A 14,231-nucleotide genomic window follows, 5' to 3' on the forward strand; every position below is an offset into this window, starting at 1 on the left:
ACGCCCCTACGACGCGGAGGCGCTCCCCAGCTCCTCCGCGCTCGTCACGACCGCCTCACCCAGCCGCGCCGTGATCACCAGCGTGCCCTCCTCGACCTGGTAGTCGAGAGGCAGCCCCAGCCCGCGCATGGCGGCGACCATGCCCGTGTTGGACGCCTGCGTCACGGCGTACACACTGGAGCACCCCGCCTCGACGGCCATGGCCACGAGCCGCGACAGCAACTGCGCACCGACGCCCCGCCGCTGCCACGCGTCCTCGACGAGCAGCGCGACCTCCGTCTCGTCCCCGTCCCACAGGAGGTGACCGAGCCCGACGACCCGCCCGGACGCCGTCTGCACAGCGAGGGTGCGCCCGTACCGCGGACTGAGCAGGTGGTTGAGGTACCGGTCGGCGTCACCGACGGGCCCGTGATAGCGCAGCCTCAGCGTGCTCGCAGAGCAGCGCTCGTGCATCGCCCTGGCCGCTTCGAGGTCACGGGTGTCGGCCCGCCGCACGGTGATGTCGCTGCCCTCGGCGAGCGTGAGCACGTCCCGGCCGTGCGGCAGGCGCGGTCCGAGCCGGGCGTCGAGTTCCACCAGGGCCCTGGCCCGGGCGAACTCGGTGGGGGTGAAGGGCAGATACGGCCGCTCGACGGTGATCACGCCGCCTTCCGGGCCGCGCAGCCTCATCACGGTGTCGTCGAGCGCCCCCTCCACGGGAACGCCTCCCGTGGCCCGACCGCCGCCGGCCGGAGCGGGACGGGACCGGATCGTGCACCGGCCGAGCAACTGCCGCAGGGCCAGCGGAAGTTCCGCCGCGTCCAGGGCGGTGCGGGCGGCGAGCCCGAGGACCCGGGTCGGCGCGTCCACCAGGTCGTGGGCGTCGGCCCGCTCGATCCAGGTGTCGGTGCCACCGGCCGACTCGACGGCCGTGGTGACATCGGACGCAGCCAGACCGGCCGGGCCCCGCAGCAGGAACTCGTCGACCGTGCCCGTGGCCAGCGGGTGCGTCTGCAGGCTCAGGATGTCGACGCGCCGCCCGGCCAGGGCACCGCACAGCGCGGCCAGGGACCCCGGTTCGTCCTGAACCGTGGTCCGCATCCGCCACAGGGTGTTCGCCCCCGGCACCGGCTCCGGTGCCGGGGACCCGGTATCACCCGTCGGCGGTGCGTGTTCCTGGCGTCGTGTCCGCCAGGCGTGGAACGCGGCCGTGGCCCGCTGCCACGAGGTGGCGGGGCGGCAGTTGTCGTCTGGGTGCGTCACTTGAGTCACTTCTCGCGTCATGCACCCACTGTGACGGAACGGTGTTGCGTGATCGCGAACGCATTGTGACCGGCGGGTAAAGGGGGCAGTCTGCCCCCTTTGTCAACGCTTCAAACGTTGCGCTCCGTACCTACTGGCCGACCAGGCCCGGCTGCAGGGTCTGGGTGAACAGCACGGCGCCGTCCTGCTCCCGCAGACGTACCGTCAGCTCCCCGCTGTGGCCGTCGATGTCGACCTCGCCGAAGAACTGGTAACCGCCGGCGGGGGAGACGTTGGCGGTCGTCGGCGCCTTCACGAACACGCGGTCCGGGCCGAAGGTGGCGTCGAGCGCGCTCGCGGGGAAGGCACCGGCGTTGAGCGGGCCCGAGACGAACTCCCAGAACGGCTCGAAGTCGGTGAAGGCGGCCTTGGACGGCTGGTAGTGCTGCGCCGAGGTGTGGTGCACATCGGCGGTCAGCCACACCGTGCCCGTGATCCGGCGGTGCTTGACGAACCGCAGCAGTTCGGCGATCTGCAGCTCGCGGCCGAGCGGCTTGCCGGGGTCGCCCTGGGCGACGGCCTCGATGTTCGGCGCGTCCGGGACGACGAGGCCGATCGGCATGTCGGCGGCGATCACCTTCCACACCGCCCGGGAGCGGGACAGCTCGCGCTTGAGCCACTCCAGTTGCTCGCGGCCGAGGATGCCCTGCGGGTCGACCGGCTGGTCGTCCGGCGAGTTGGCGTTGCGGTAGGTGCGCATGTCCAGGACGAACACGTCCAGAAGCGGGCCGTGGTGCTGCACGCGGTAGACCCGGCCGTCGGGGCTGCGCAGCGTGGAGATCGGGAAGTACTCGGAGAAGGCCCTGCGGGCGCGGGCGGCGAGCACGTCGACGTTCTTCTCGGTGTACCGGGTGTCGGTGAGGATCTCGCCCGGGTACCAGTTGTTGAGGACCTCGTGGTCGTCCCACTGGACGATGGACGGGACCCGCGCGTTGAAGGCCCGCAGGTTCTCGTCCAGGAAATTGTAGCGGAAGTTGCCGCGGAACTCCGCGAGCGTCTCGGCGACCTTCGCCTTCTCCTCGGTGGTGATGTTCCGCCAGGTCCGGCCGTCGGGCAGGGCCACGGTGCCGGTGATCGGGCCGTCGGCGTAGATGTTGTCGCCGCTGCAGAGGAAGAAGTCGGGGTCGAGGGCGCCCATCGCGTCGTAGATGCGGTAGCCGCCGAGCTCCGGGTTGATGCCCCAGCCCTGCCCGGCCAGGTCGCCGGACCAGACGAAGCGCACGCCGTCACGGCGCCTGGCGGATGCCGTGCGGAACGTGCCCGTGACCGGCTCGCCGGCGCGTCGCGGGTCGTCGGGGTCGGCGAGCAGCACGCGGTAGTGGATCTGCTCGCCGGAGGGCAGGCCGTGCAGCCGGGTCGTGCCGGTGAAGTCGGTGCCGGGGCCGAGCAGCGGCCCGTGCCATCGGCGGGGGTTGCGGAACGACTCGGTCGCCGACGTCTCGACGATCATCCGGGCCGGCCGGTCGGAGCGCACCCACACCAGCCCGGAGTCGCAGGTCACGTCCCCCGCCTGCACCCCCCACCCCGCCGTCGGGCGCCCGGAGCGGGCGAAGGCGGGCGCCGCGCCGAGAGCGGTGGGCAGGGACAGGGCCGCCGACGCGGCGAGGGAGCCACGCAGGACGCTACGGCGCCCGGGCAACGGACGGTGTGACATGGATGCGCCTCCAGGGACGGGATCCGGCCAAGTGTGCAGAGCCACACCTACTGGCTCGCCGCAGCGCACACACGAACCCCAAGTGAACAACTGACCGCAGGGTGAGGGAACGCGCGAACCGGTCGGCTCACCCGGTCGCCGCTTCGGCCATCAGACGCACGCCCTCGGCGATCCGGGCGGGCGGCACATGGGCGTAGCCCAGGACGAGCCGGATCTCCTTGTCCCCCTCGGGTCCGGCCGGCGCGTGGGCGTAGGCCGAGAGCGGGCGCACCGCGACCCCCGCCTCCGCCGCACGCGCGAGGAACCGCTCCTCGGGCCCGTACCGCTGCGGCAGCGTGGCGATCACGTGCAGGCCCGCGGCGATCCCGGACACCTCCGATCCGGGGAAGTGCGCGTCCAGGGCGGCGACCAGCGCGTCGCGCCGGTCGCGGTAGGTGCGCTGGCAGCGGCGCAACTGGCGGTCGTAGTCGCCGCGCTCCAGGAACCGGGCGAACAGGGCCTGGTCGAGGGCCGGGTGGCCGAGATCCATCGTGCGCTTGCGTTCGACGACCTCCTCCGTCCAGGACTCCGGCACCAGCAGCCAGCCCAGCCGCAGGCCCGGCGCGAGGGACTTGCTGACCGAGCCCGTGTACGCCACGTGGTCCGGGTCGAGGCCCTGGAGCGCGCCGACGGGAGCACGGTCGTAACGGAAGTCGCCGTCGTAGTCGTCCTCCAGGACGATGCCGTCCACCGACCGCGCCCAGTCCAGCAGTTCCGCGCGCCGACGGGCCGAGTAGGCGAGGCCGGTGGGGAACTGGTGGGCCGGAGTCGTCACCACGGCCCGCACGCCCGAGGACCGCAGCGGCTCCAGGGCGACCCCCTCGTCGTCCAGCGGCAGCGCCACCGCGGTGACGCCGGCCGAGGCGTACAGCGCGTCGTGCTGGGGACTGCCCGGGTCCTCCACACCGACGGTGCGCACCCCGCGCGCGTGCAGCGCGAAACCGAGCAGCGCCGTCGCCTGGGCCACCCCGGAGACGACCACGATCCGCTCCGGATCGGCCACCACGCCCCGCCGCCGGGCGAGCAGTTCGGCCAGCGCGGTGCGCAGCCTCGGCAGCCCGCGCGGATCGGGGTAGCCCAGCTCCTGGTGCGGGAGTTCCGCCAGTACGCCGCGCTGCGCGGCGGCCCACGCCGCGCGCGGGAACAGGGCCAGGTCCGGCGTCCCGGGCACGAAGTCCGCGCGGGCGCCGGGGATGCGCGGGGCCAGGTCGTGCGTCCGCGGCCGTGCGGCCCGAACGGCCGCGCCCACCCAGGTCCCGGCGCCCCGGCCGCTGCGCAGATACCCCTCGGCCGTCAGCTGCTCGTACGCCTCCGTGACCAGCCCGCGCGAGACCCCCAGGTCCGCCGCGAGGTCCCGGCTCGACGGCAGCCGGGTGCCCGGCGCGAGCCGGCCCGAGCGGACCGCCGCGCGCAGTGCCGCCTGCAGGGACCGGCCACGCGTGCGTGCCGGAGCCGAGACGGCGGGGAGCAGCAGCTCCCAGGCGGCGGACGCCGTACCGTCGCCCGGGTCCCGCTGCACTGGTCTCATGAGGGGAGACCTTAGAGGGTTCCCAAGGGAGGGGAGACCGTTGAGGTGCGCCGCCCCCCGGGGCGGGTCAGCGGCTGCCGTCGAGGACCACCCGGGCCACCAGCGCCGGGTCGTCGTTCATCGGGACGTGGCCGCAGCCGGGCAGCCGCACCAGCCGGGCCCGCGGGATCACGCCCTTGGCGCGCACGCCCTGGCGGGGGATGAGCAGCCGGTCCCGGCTGCCCCACGCCACGGTGACCGGCGTGCCCACGATGTCGTCGGTGAACTGCACGGTCCGCCCGGAGCGCAGTGTCTCGGAGAAGCCCTGGGCGTTCGCCAGCGCGAGCGTCTCCGCGACCACGGCCTCGGGTGAGCGGCGGCCCGGGCGGGCGTAGATGGTGCTGGTCAGCAGGGTGCGGCCGAGGGCCGGGCGGGCCAGCCGCTCGACCACCGGCGGCGGCAGGCGGCGGGCGATCTGCCGCATCGTCGACAGCACGGTGAAGGCGTAGCGGCGCTCGGCCTCGTTCCAGAACCCGGCGGGGGACAGGGCGGTCACCGAGCGGACGAGCCGGGCCCGCGCCAGGTCCAGCGCCAGCAGGCCGCCGAGCGAGTTGCCCGCCACGTGCGGCCGGTCGATCTCCAGCGCCCCGAAGAGCGCCGTCAGGACCGTGCTCATCGTGGGCAGGTCGTGCGCCATGCCGTCCGGGAGCGCCGGTGAATCGCCGCAGCCGGGCAGGTCCACGGCGATCACGTCGCGTTCGGCCGCGAGCGCGGGGATCACCGGTTCCCACGCCTGCCGGTGGTGGCCGATGCCGTGCAGCAGGAGCAGCGGTTCGCCGCTGCCCCGGCGTGTGTAGGACAGGGTCACGCTCTGCTCGCCCTGCGCGGAGGCGACTTTGAAGGAGACGGTGGCGGACATGGGGTGCTCCTCGGCTGTACTCGCTGACGGACGCCGTAGACAGCTTGTCAGCAATTGCTACCCGCGGGTAGCCCCATGGGGGCGCCACCTTCACGGCGCCGGACCGCTCAACGGGCCCGCCGCACCTCCAGGTTGAACTCACCGTGCCCGAACTTCTGGAACAGGCCGACCCACAGGGGCAGCCACATCTCCACGGCGCGAGCCGCCCGGATGCCGCCCAGGTCGAGGACGCGCTCCGCGGGCCAGCCGAACTCCCCGAGCAGCGCCGTCACCTGCTCCTTGGCGCCCGGGTCGTCCCCGCAGACGAAGACGTTGTGCTCGCCCGGCACGCTGGCCGGATCCACCATCACCCGGCAGTTGACCGTGTTGAGCGACTTCACCACGCGCGCGTGCGGAAACGCCCGCTGGATCTGCTCGCCCACGCTGTCCGAGCCGACCGGGGACAGCCGCAGCTCGCCCTCCTCGAAGGCCAGCGGATTGGACACGTCCACGACGACCTTCCCGTCGATGTTCTCCGCCCCGGCCGCCTCCAGCGCGGCGAGCGCCACCCGCCCGCCGACCGCGTTCACCACGACCTCACCGAACTCCGCCGCCTCGGCGAACGTCCCCGCGCCCGCCTTCGGGCCGGCCGAGGCGGCCCACTGGACGGCGGCCGTGTTGTCCCGCGTGCGCGAGCCGAGCCGCACCTCGTGGCCCAGCTCCACCAGCCGTCCGCCGAGCGTGCGCCCGACCTGCCCCGTGCCCAGCACCGCGTACCGCATCGCCACCTCCGCAGCCGTGCCGCCGCTCACCGGCGTCCTGCCGGCCATTCTGTCCGGGAAGGGGTGGTTCCGCCTGGACAGGGCACCATCGGTGGGCTGGGATGGAGCCGTGACCACCGAGACCGCGACCGACGTCTTCGAAGCCCACCGTCCCGTCCTGCTGGGCGTCGCGTACCGCATGCTGGGCCGCGTCGCCGACGCGGAGGACGTGGTCCAGGAGGCCTGGCTGCGCTGGTCCGGCGCCCCTCGCGAGGACGTGCGCGAACCGCGCGGCTACCTCGTGCGGATCACCACCCGGCTCGCCATCGACCGCCTGCGCCAGATCAAGGCACGCGGCGAGACGTACGTCGGCCCCTGGCTGCCCGAGCCGTACGTCACCGACTTCGGCGACACCGTGCCCGACACCGCCGAGCGGGCCGTGCTCGCCGACTCCGTCTCCGTCGCCGTCCTGGTCGTGCTGGAGTCGCTGTCACCGCTGGAGCGGGCCGTGTTCGTGCTGCGCGAGGCCTTCGCCTTCCCCTACGCCGACATCGCCGCCATGCTCGACCGCGGCGAACCGGCGGTGCGTCAGCTGGCCGGGCGGGCCCGCAGGCACGTCGAGGAGCGGCGCCCCCGTTACGAGGTCGACCCCGCCCAGCGCCGCGACTTCACCGAGCGGTTCCTCGCCGCTGCGGCCGACGGCGACCTCGAAGGCCTGATGGCGCTGCTCGCCCCGGAGGTCCGGCTCGTCGGTGACAGCGGCGGCAAGTCGCAGGCGCCGCTGCGGGTCCTGCAGAGCGCCGACAAGGTGGGCCGCTTCCTCGTCGGTGTCGCGCAGAAGAGCCTCCCGGGCCTGTCCGTGCGGTTCCTGGAGCTCAACGGAGGCCCGGCGGCGCTGATCCTGTCCGGCGACAAGCCCGACTCCGTCTTCCAGCTCGACGTGGCCGACGGCCGCGTGCAGTCGGTCTACATCGTCCGCAACCCCGACAAGCTGCGGTCGCTGGCCGCCGCGTAGACACGCCGCCGGGCCGGTCAGCGGCCCCTCGTACAGGCCCCGTGAACGTTCCCGGCCATTGGTCTTGACCAAGGATCAGGGCCGCCCTATGGTCGCAGAGAAGTGCAACAACCTTTAATAAACAAGGGCGCTAAAACGCCGCCGACCACGGCGATTGCGGAGGACAGGGTGGGGACCACGCAGCTGGAATCGGTGCAGGAACCGAAGTACTGGCATCTCAAGACGGTGCTCAGTGAAGCGCTCGACTCGGAGTTCGCGGTGGGCGAGATCCTGCCCAACGAGCGCGACCTCGCGGCCCGCTTCGGCGTCGCCCGCGCCACGCTGCGCCAGGCACTGGAGCAGCTCGAACTCGAAGGCAGGCTGCAACGCCGCCGCGGTGTCGGTACGACCGTCGCGCCGCCCCGCATGGGCGTCTCCCTCGGCACCGGCCCGCACACCTGGCCGGGCGGTTCCGAGGACGACTGGCAGCCCGTCGACTGCACCACCGCCGTGCCGCCGGCTGCCGTCGTCGACGCGCTGGAGACCGGCCGCGACGAGCCCGTGCACATCGTGCGGCGCTCCCGCGTCTCGCACGGCCGGCCGGTCGCCGCGGAACTGCTGTACATCCCGCAGCCCTCGGTGCCCGAGCTCACCGGCATCGACGCGCCGTCCGGAGCGGCACGCGCGCGTGCGGTGCTGCGGGAGCTGCAGCGGCCGGCGCTGGAGCGGCAGGAGAACGCGGTGGAGCTCGGCTCCGCCGGGGCCGAGGAGGCGAAGGAGCTGGACCGGCTGCCGGGGGCGCCCGTGCTGGTGGTGACCACACGGTTCGTGGCCGGGGGGCGCACGTCCGCGTTGTCGGTGGCGACGTACCGGGCTGACACGTGCCGATTGACCTTCGGTGACTCGGGTGGCGTGGAGATTCACCCCGGGCCTCGGCAGAAGGCGTCCTGACCGTTCGGAACGGGGGCGGGGCGGGGGCGGGGCTTGGCGGGCTGCCGGGGGCGTCGTGACCCGTCGCGCCCACGCGGTGGAGCCGCATATCGGCACAGGCCCGCGCCCCTGAAGCCGGCGGCCGGGGCGTCGTGACCCGTCGCGCCCAGGCGGTGGAGCCGCATATCGGCACAGGCCCGCGCCCCTGAAGCCGGCGGCCGGGGCGTCGTGACCCGTCGCGCCCAGGCGGTGGAGCCGCATATCGGCACAGGCCCGCGCCCCTAAAGGGGGCGCTGTTCCACTGCGAAGAGTTGTTCTTCCACGTGGTCCAAGGCGAGCCGTAGGGCGCCCGTCGCCACTGCCGCGTCTCCCAGGGCGGAGAGGGTCACCGCCGGGGGGCGCAGGCAGTAGCGGGCGAGCTCCTCGCGGAGGGGGGCCAGGACGCCGTCCAGGCCCGCCGCCCAGCCGCCGATGACGACCAGCTCGGGGTCCAGGGCGAGGACGAGGGCCGCCACGTCGTGGACCAGGCGCTGGATGAAGCGGTCGACGGCCGCGCGGGCCCGCTGGTCGCCCTCACGGGCCTGCGCGAAGACCTCGGCGACGGCCTGCTCGTCGAGCGGGTGGAGGGGTTCGTCCGTGGTGGACAGGAGCGTCTCGGGCGTCACCCCCCGGCCCAGCAGATGCAGCGCGCCGATCTCGCCGGCCGCCCCGCCGTAGCCCCGGTGCAGCCGGCCCCCGATCAGGGAGCCGGCCCCCGGGCTGAGCCCGGCCAGCACGAACACCACGTCGTCCGACTCGGTGGCCGCGCCCTTCCAGTGCTCGGCGACGGCCGCGGCGTTGGCGTCGTTCTCCACCAGGACCGGGCACTTGAACGACCGGCCCAAGCGCTCGCCCAGCCGCAGCCCCGTCCACCCCGGCAGCGCCGTGCCCAGCCGGACCGTGCCGTCGGCCTCGACGATCCCGGGCGTCGCCACGCCCACGGCCCGCAGCGAGCCGCGCGCGACCCCGGCCCGCCGCAGCAGCTCGGCGACGGCCCCGCGCAGCCGCTCCAGCCGCTCGTCGGCCCCCGCCGTCTCCGGCACCTCCTTGGCCTGGGCGCCGATCACCCGGCCGTCCAGGTCGGACAGCAGCGCGGCCACCCGGTGCGCCCCGATCTCCAGCCCGAGCAGATGCCCGGCCTCCGCCCGGAACCGGAACCGCCGCGCCGGACGCCCCTGCCGTCGGGCAGCGCCCTCCTCGGCGGCCTGCTCGACGACGAGCCCGGCCTCGATGAGCCCTTCGACGACGCCCTCCACGGTCGGCCGGGACAGCCCCGTCACCCGGGTGATCTCGGTCAGCGTCGCGCAGTCCGTGGCGCGCAGCGCGTGCAGCACCACCGCGGAGTTGATCCTTCGCAGCAGCGAGGGATCCCCGCCGGTCAGCCGCCCCACCGTCCGTCCTCCCAGGTCGTGCGCGTGTTGGCCGGATCGTACTTCGGCAGGGCACACCCCGGCGAGGGGCGGGCACCGGACCTCGGTGATCAGCCCGGCGCCACGAAGCCCGACTCGTACGCCGCGATCACCGCCTGGGTGCGGTCCCGTGCCCCCAGTTTCGACAGCACCGCGCTGACATGCGACTTCACCGTCTCGGTCCCGACGATGAGCCGGGCGGCGATCTCCGCGTTCGACAGGCCCCGCGCCATCAGCCGCAGCACCTCGGCCTCGCGTTCGGTCAGCTGGGCCCGCTCCAGCACGGCCCGTGCCGCACGGTTCCCGCCGGTGTCCCCGTACTCGGCGGCGAGCTGCCGCACCGAGGCCGGGAACAGCAGCGACTCGCCCTCCGCGATCAGCCGCACCGCGTGCACGATCTCGGCGGGCCGGGCCCGCTTCAGCAGGAACCCGTCGGCGCCCGCCCGCAGCGCTTCGTAGACGTACTCGTCGTTCTCGAAGGTCGTCACCACGAGGATCCTCGGCGGATCGTCGACGGTCCGCAGCAGCGCCCGGGTGGCCTCGATGCCGTCCAGCAACGGCATCCGTACGTCCATGGCGACCACGTCCGGCCGCAATCGCCGTACGAGCGGGATCACCGCCGCCCCGTCCGCGGCCTCCCCGACGACCTCGATGTCGGGCTGCGCCTCCAGCACGGCCCGCAGACCCGCGCGCACGAGGGGTTCGTCGTCGACGAGGAGAACGGTGACCGGCATCGGACCAGCGTAGGTCAACTCAGGGGTAGTTCGGCATGGACCTGCCAGTCGCCTTCGTCCGGTCCGGTCCGGGCCCGGCCGCCGAGCAGCGCCGCGCGTTCCCGTATCCCACGCAGACCGCTGCCGCGCCCGGAGCCGGTGCCCCCGGCGGGCAGTGGGTTGCGTATGGCGAGGACGAGGGTGTCGTCGGCGACACGCACACGGACGCGCACCGGAACCGGACCCGCGTGCCGCAGCACGTTGGTCAGCGACTCCTGGAGGATGCGGTAGCCCTCCCTGGACACCGGCCCGGGCACCGTCTCCACCGGGCCGGTGACCTCGGCGTCGACCTTCGCCCCGGAGGCCCGGGCCGACTCCAGCAGCCGGTCGGCGTCCGCGAGGGTCGGTCTGCCGCTCACCGGCTTCTCCGACTCGCGCAGCACGGCCAGCACCCGCTCCAGGTCCTCCAGGGCGGCCCGGCCGGTCTCCTCGATGGCGTCCAGCGCCCGGTCGGTGAAGGCCGGGTCTTTCGCGGCCCGAGCGGCCCCCGCCTGCACCACGGCGACCGTGAGCGCGTGGCCGATGGAGTCGTGCAACTCGCGGGCTATCCGCGTGCGTTCCAGGAGCTGTTCCGTGCGCTCCTCCAGGGCGGCGAGTCGCTCCGCGGGGGACGGGCCGAGCAGGCGCAGAGCGATCCGCGTGATGAGGTGCCCCGAACCGACCACGACAGCGGCTGCCAGGGCCAGTGGCAGGGGCGAGAGCAGGGCGTGCCACCCGTGGTGGCCCGTGACGACGAGCCAGGCACCACCGGCGCGCTCGCCGCCGAGCGCCGTCGACACCAGGTCCACCGTCAGGAGGAGGAGTTGGACGGACAGATGCGACACGAGGGCGCCCAGGAACAGCCGCGTCTGGAGCCACACCACCAGCCGCCCGCGGTCGCCCCAGGTGACCGAGGGGGCGACGACGATCTCCTCGTCGGCGCCGCCGTCCCGATGGCCGGTCAGCAGCAGCCTGGCCTGCAACCCCTCCACGACCCGCATGGCGGGGAGCAAGCCCGCGAGTCCGAGCACCACGGTCGCCGTGCCCACGGTCCACCACGCCTCGTCGATGAACAGCCACAGCGCGGGCCACACGATGGCCATGGAGAGATGCAGCCACCGCGTGTACGTCACCGCCCGGGTGAGGGGGCGCAGCATGCGGACCATGGCGTCATCGTGCCAGCCGGCACCGACAGCGAGCCTCCCCCGCACGGGGGAGGCGATCTCCACCGCCGGGGGAGGACCGCCCCCCGGTCCGACCGCCACGCTGCTGCCATGACCAGCATCGAGGTCCAGGACCTCACCAAGGAGTTCGGCGGCCGGCGAGCCGTGGACCGGCTCACCGTCCGTGTGCAGCCCGGCCGCGTCACCGGCTTCCTCGGCCCGAACGGCGCCGGGAAGTCCACCACCATGCGGCTGGTGCTCGGCCTCGACCGGCCGACCGCCGGTTCCGCCACGATCGGCGGCCGGCCCTACGCGACGCTCCACGAACCCCTGCGCCACGTCGGAGCCCTGCTCGACGCGCAGGCCGCGCACGGCTCCCGCACCGCCCGCGACCACCTCCGCGTCCTGGCGGCGAGCAACCGCATCCCGGACCGGCGGGCCGACGAGGTCCTGGAGGAGACGGGCCTGGCGTCGGTGGCCCGGCGCCGCGTGCGGACGTACTCCCTGGGCATGCGCCAGCGGCTCGGCATCGCCGCCGCCCTGCTGGGCGACCCCGAGGTGGTCATGCTGGACGAGCCGTCCAACGGACTCGACCCCGAAGGCATCGTGTGGATCAGGCGGTTGCTGCGCCGGCTCGCGCAGGAGGGCCGCACGGTCCTGGTCTCCAGCCATCTGATGAACGAGACCGCGTCCTTCGCCGACCACCTCGTCGTCCTCGGCCGGGGCCGGCTCCTCGCCGACACCCCCATGCGGGACTTCATCCACGCGCGCGTGCAGCCCCGGGTGCGCATCCGCACGACCGACCCCGGCGCGCTCGAGTCAACCCTCGCCCGGCACGGCCACGACGCGCAGGAGCACCCGGACGGGCACTGGACCGTGCAGGACGCACGGGTGGACGACATCGGCCGCATCGCCTCGGCCGCGGGCGTGCCCGTCCTGGAACTGGCCGCCGAGGAGGGCACGTTGGAGCAGGCCTACTTCGACCTCACCGGCGCCGAGACCGAGTTCACCGCACAGCACCAGGAGGCCTGACCATGGAATTCACGCCCGTACTGCGCTCCGAGTGGCTGAAGATCCGCACCCTGCGCTCGCTGCCGGGGGCGCTGCTGGCGCTGTTCGCGGCGACCACGGCGTTCTCCGCGCTCGCCGGGGTCTCCGATGCCTCGGACCCCGGTTTCGATCCGCTGTTCACGTCCCTGTCCGGCGTCCTCCCGGGCCAGATCGCGGCCATCTCGTTCGGGGCCATGGCCGTGTCGTCGGAGTTCCACCAGGGCGCGCTCCGGCTCTCGCTGGCCGCGGTGCCGCGGCGCGGCCGGTGGTTCGCGGCCAAGGCGGCCGTCATCGCCGTACCGGCGCTCCTCACGGGGCTGGTGACGGCCCTCGCCGCCCTCCTGGTGGGCCGGGCGGGGCTCGGCCCGGCGGCCGACACGCTCAGCACCGGCGAGCAGACGCGCGGTGTTGTGGGCTGCGGCGTGTACCTCATGCTGATGGCCCTGTTCGCCGCGGGTGTCGCCGCCCTGCTCCGCAGCGGCGTGGCCACCCTCTCCCTGCTGGTGCCGTTCATCCTCGTCGTGTCGTTCGTGATCGGCGACGCCACCGGCACCGTCGCCGACTTCCTGCCCGACAAGGCCGGGCAGTTGGTCCTCCGGGAGACGTACGACGGCACGCTCGGGCCGTGGTCGGGGCTCGCGGTGACCGCGCTGTGGACGGCCGCCGCCCTGCTCGCGGGTGCCTGGAGCGTGCGCCGCAGGGACGCCTGAGGGCGAGCCGGTCGATGCCCCGCCAAGTGTCAGTGGCGGCGGGTTTACTGGACCCATGAACATCGCACAGCACATCGCCCTCATCGACGAGCTGTGCTACCGCCCCTTTCCGGCGGAGCACGGCCCGTCGGACGTCGGTGCCTCGGGGCCCGGTCACCACATCGCGGTGTTAGAGGCCGCGACCGACGACGACCCGGCGACCAGGGCGGTGACGATCGACCAGTTCGAGAAGGACCGCGACGCCGTCTACGAGCTCCTCGCCTCCCGCTGGGGCGACACCCCTCCGTACAACCTGCGGACCGTCCTGCTGCGCACCGAGCGGGAGGAGATACCCGTGCCATGGGCGGAGTTGAGTGCCCGGGCGGGCGTCGCGCACCTGTGGGAGGTGGAGGGCACGGGCCGCTGGGTCGCCGTGGCGGTCGCGGACCGGGACCCCTCGCGGGAGGTCCAACTGCTGGCCCTGGTCACGGAGACGGACCCCCCGTAGGCGATCAGCCTCCGGCGGCTTCCCGCAGCCGTCCGAACTCCTCGGCCATCGTGTCGAGCGTCCAGTGCGCGTTCAGCCCGCTCGGATTCGGCAGCACCCACACGCGCGTGTCCCCGATCGTCCGCGCTTGAGGCCCTACCTGCGCCTTGCGGTCGTCGAAGGCCGCGCGGTACGCGGTCACCCCCACCACGGCCAGCCAACGCGGCCGCAGCCCTTCCACCTTCGCCGCGAGCAGCCGCCCGCCCTCCCGGTACTCCTCGGCGCTCAGCTCGTCGGCCCGCGCGGAGGCCCGCGCCACGACGTTGGTGATGCCGAGCCCGTACGACAGCAACTCCCGCTGCTCGGACGGCTTCAGCAGCCGCGGGGTGAAACCGGACCGGTGCAGCACCGGCCAGAAGCGGTTGCCCGGGCGGGCGAAGTGATGGCCCGTCGCGGCCGTCATCAGCCCCGGGTTGATGCCGCAGAACAGGACGTGCAGACCCTCCGCGACCACGTCGGGCACGACGCGGTCGCGGGCGGCCTCCAGCTCCTCGGGCGTGAAACGCGCCATCAGAGCA

General features: G+C 73.8%; 14 protein-coding genes. 5 read left to right on the forward strand and 9 right to left on the reverse strand.

Going from position 1 to position 14,231, the window contains the following annotated elements; translation table 11 throughout:
• Window positions 1-6: 6 nt before the first annotated feature.
• The 5 genes from IE153_RS35360 to IE153_RS35380 form a co-directional block, all read right to left on the reverse strand.
• The gene (locus IE153_RS35360; RefSeq protein ID WP_189593786.1) at window positions 7-1,263 is read right to left on the reverse strand and encodes a GNAT family N-acetyltransferase; all 1,257 of its coding nucleotides are present in this window, start codon (window positions 1,261-1,263) and stop codon (window positions 7-9) included.
• A 109-nt stretch (window positions 1,264-1,372) separates the two neighbouring features.
• Window positions 1,373-2,935: an alkaline phosphatase D family protein gene (locus IE153_RS35365; RefSeq protein ID WP_189593787.1), complete on the reverse strand. Its 1,563-nt coding sequence runs from the start codon at window positions 2,933-2,935 to the stop codon at window positions 1,373-1,375.
• 127 nt (window positions 2,936-3,062) lie between these two features.
• Entirely contained in the window at window positions 3,063-4,502 is a 1,440-nt protein-coding gene (gene pdxR / locus IE153_RS35370) for a MocR-like pyridoxine biosynthesis transcription factor PdxR (protein ID WP_189593788.1), read from the reverse strand.
• Window positions 4,503-4,569: 67 nt separating this feature from the next.
• Window positions 4,570-5,400: an alpha/beta fold hydrolase gene (locus IE153_RS35375; protein WP_189593789.1), complete on the reverse strand. Its 831-nt coding sequence runs from the start codon at window positions 5,398-5,400 to the stop codon at window positions 4,570-4,572.
• Between the two features lie 107 nt (window positions 5,401-5,507).
• Window positions 5,508-6,161 (reverse strand): NADPH-dependent F420 reductase, encoded by a 654-nt coding sequence (locus tag IE153_RS35380; protein WP_189593830.1) that lies wholly within the window; start codon window positions 6,159-6,161, stop codon window positions 5,508-5,510.
• Window positions 6,162-6,270: 109 nt separating this feature from the next.
• Here IE153_RS35380 and IE153_RS35385 point away from each other — a divergent pair, with 109 nt between their 5' ends.
• Together IE153_RS35385 and IE153_RS35390 are read left to right on the forward strand one after the other, a co-directional pair.
• The gene (locus IE153_RS35385; RefSeq protein ID WP_189593790.1) at window positions 6,271-7,155 is read left to right on the forward strand and encodes an RNA polymerase sigma-70 factor; all 885 of its coding nucleotides are present in this window, start codon (window positions 6,271-6,273) and stop codon (window positions 7,153-7,155) included.
• 168 nt (window positions 7,156-7,323) lie between these two features.
• The gene (locus IE153_RS35390) at window positions 7,324-8,085 is read left to right on the forward strand and encodes a GntR family transcriptional regulator (protein WP_189593791.1); all 762 of its coding nucleotides are present in this window, start codon (window positions 7,324-7,326) and stop codon (window positions 8,083-8,085) included.
• A 260-nt stretch (window positions 8,086-8,345) separates the two neighbouring features.
• Here IE153_RS35390 and IE153_RS35395 read toward each other — a convergent pair whose 3' ends face one another.
• The 3 genes from IE153_RS35395 to IE153_RS35405 form a co-directional block, all read right to left on the reverse strand.
• Window positions 8,346-9,494, reverse strand: a complete 1,149-nt coding sequence (locus tag IE153_RS35395) for an ROK family transcriptional regulator (RefSeq protein WP_189593792.1) — start codon at window positions 9,492-9,494, stop codon at window positions 8,346-8,348.
• A gap of 89 nt (window positions 9,495-9,583) precedes the next feature.
• The gene (locus IE153_RS35400) at window positions 9,584-10,246 is read right to left on the reverse strand and encodes a response regulator (RefSeq protein WP_189593793.1); all 663 of its coding nucleotides are present in this window, start codon (window positions 10,244-10,246) and stop codon (window positions 9,584-9,586) included.
• A 14-nt stretch (window positions 10,247-10,260) separates the two neighbouring features.
• Window positions 10,261-11,430 (reverse strand): sensor histidine kinase, encoded by a 1,170-nt coding sequence (locus tag IE153_RS35405; RefSeq protein ID WP_189593794.1) that lies wholly within the window; start codon window positions 11,428-11,430, stop codon window positions 10,261-10,263.
• Between the two features lie 108 nt (window positions 11,431-11,538).
• Between IE153_RS35405 and IE153_RS35410 the strand changes: the two genes are divergently transcribed.
• From IE153_RS35410 to IE153_RS35420, 3 genes are read left to right on the forward strand one after another with little or no spacing between them, the layout of a single operon-like run.
• Window positions 11,539-12,459 carry an ABC transporter ATP-binding protein gene (locus IE153_RS35410; protein ID WP_189593795.1) on the forward strand — a complete coding sequence of 307 codons (921 nt, stop codon included), beginning with the start codon at window positions 11,539-11,541 and terminating at the stop codon, window positions 12,457-12,459.
• 2 nt (window positions 12,460-12,461) lie between these two features.
• On the forward strand, window positions 12,462-13,187 hold the full coding sequence (locus IE153_RS35415) for an ABC transporter permease (RefSeq protein ID WP_189593796.1): 726 nt from the start codon (window positions 12,462-12,464) through the stop codon (window positions 13,185-13,187).
• 55 nt (window positions 13,188-13,242) lie between these two features.
• Window positions 13,243-13,674, forward strand: a complete 432-nt coding sequence (locus IE153_RS35420; RefSeq protein WP_189593797.1) for a hypothetical protein — start codon at window positions 13,243-13,245, stop codon at window positions 13,672-13,674.
• A gap of 4 nt (window positions 13,675-13,678) precedes the next feature.
• Here IE153_RS35420 and mug read toward each other — a convergent pair whose 3' ends face one another.
• Window positions 13,679-14,224, reverse strand: a complete 546-nt coding sequence (gene mug / locus IE153_RS35425; RefSeq protein WP_189593798.1) for a G/U mismatch-specific DNA glycosylase — start codon at window positions 14,222-14,224, stop codon at window positions 13,679-13,681.
• Between the last annotated feature and the right edge of the window lie 7 nt (window positions 14,225-14,231).

Source organism: Streptomyces massasporeus (assembly GCF_014648995.1).
GTDB lineage: Bacteria > Actinomycetota > Actinomycetes > Streptomycetales > Streptomycetaceae > Streptomyces > Streptomyces massasporeus.

Excerpts from the sequence above, each read along its gene's own strand:
- IE153_RS35400 (WP_189593793.1), bottom strand. The coding sequence starts at position 10,246 with ATGCCGGTCACCGTTCTCCTCGTCGACGACGAACCCCTCGTGCGCGCG.
- IE153_RS35375 (WP_189593789.1), bottom strand. The coding sequence starts at position 5,400 with ATGTCCGCCACCGTCTCCTTCAAAGTCGCCTCCGCGCAGGGCGAGCAG.
- IE153_RS35410 (WP_189593795.1), top strand. The coding sequence starts at position 11,539 with ATGACCAGCATCGAGGTCCAGGACCTCACCAAGGAGTTCGGCGGCCGG.
- IE153_RS35365 (WP_189593787.1), bottom strand. The coding sequence starts at position 2,935 with ATGTCACACCGTCCGTTGCCCGGGCGCCGTAGCGTCCTGCGTGGCTCC.
- mug (WP_189593798.1), bottom strand. The coding sequence starts at position 14,224 with ATGGCGCGTTTCACGCCCGAGGAGCTGGAGGCCGCCCGCGACCGCGTC.
- IE153_RS35415 (WP_189593796.1), top strand. The coding sequence starts at position 12,462 with ATGGAATTCACGCCCGTACTGCGCTCCGAGTGGCTGAAGATCCGCACC.
- IE153_RS35360 (WP_189593786.1), bottom strand. The coding sequence starts at position 1,263 with ATGACGCGAGAAGTGACTCAAGTGACGCACCCAGACGACAACTGCCGC.
- IE153_RS35380 (WP_189593830.1), bottom strand. The coding sequence starts at position 6,161 with ATGCGGTACGCGGTGCTGGGCACGGGGCAGGTCGGGCGCACGCTCGGC.
- IE153_RS35420 (WP_189593797.1), top strand. The coding sequence starts at position 13,243 with ATGAACATCGCACAGCACATCGCCCTCATCGACGAGCTGTGCTACCGC.
- pdxR (WP_189593788.1), bottom strand. The coding sequence starts at position 4,502 with ATGAGACCAGTGCAGCGGGACCCGGGCGACGGTACGGCGTCCGCCGCC.
- IE153_RS35405 (WP_189593794.1), bottom strand. The coding sequence starts at position 11,430 with ATGGTCCGCATGCTGCGCCCCCTCACCCGGGCGGTGACGTACACGCGG.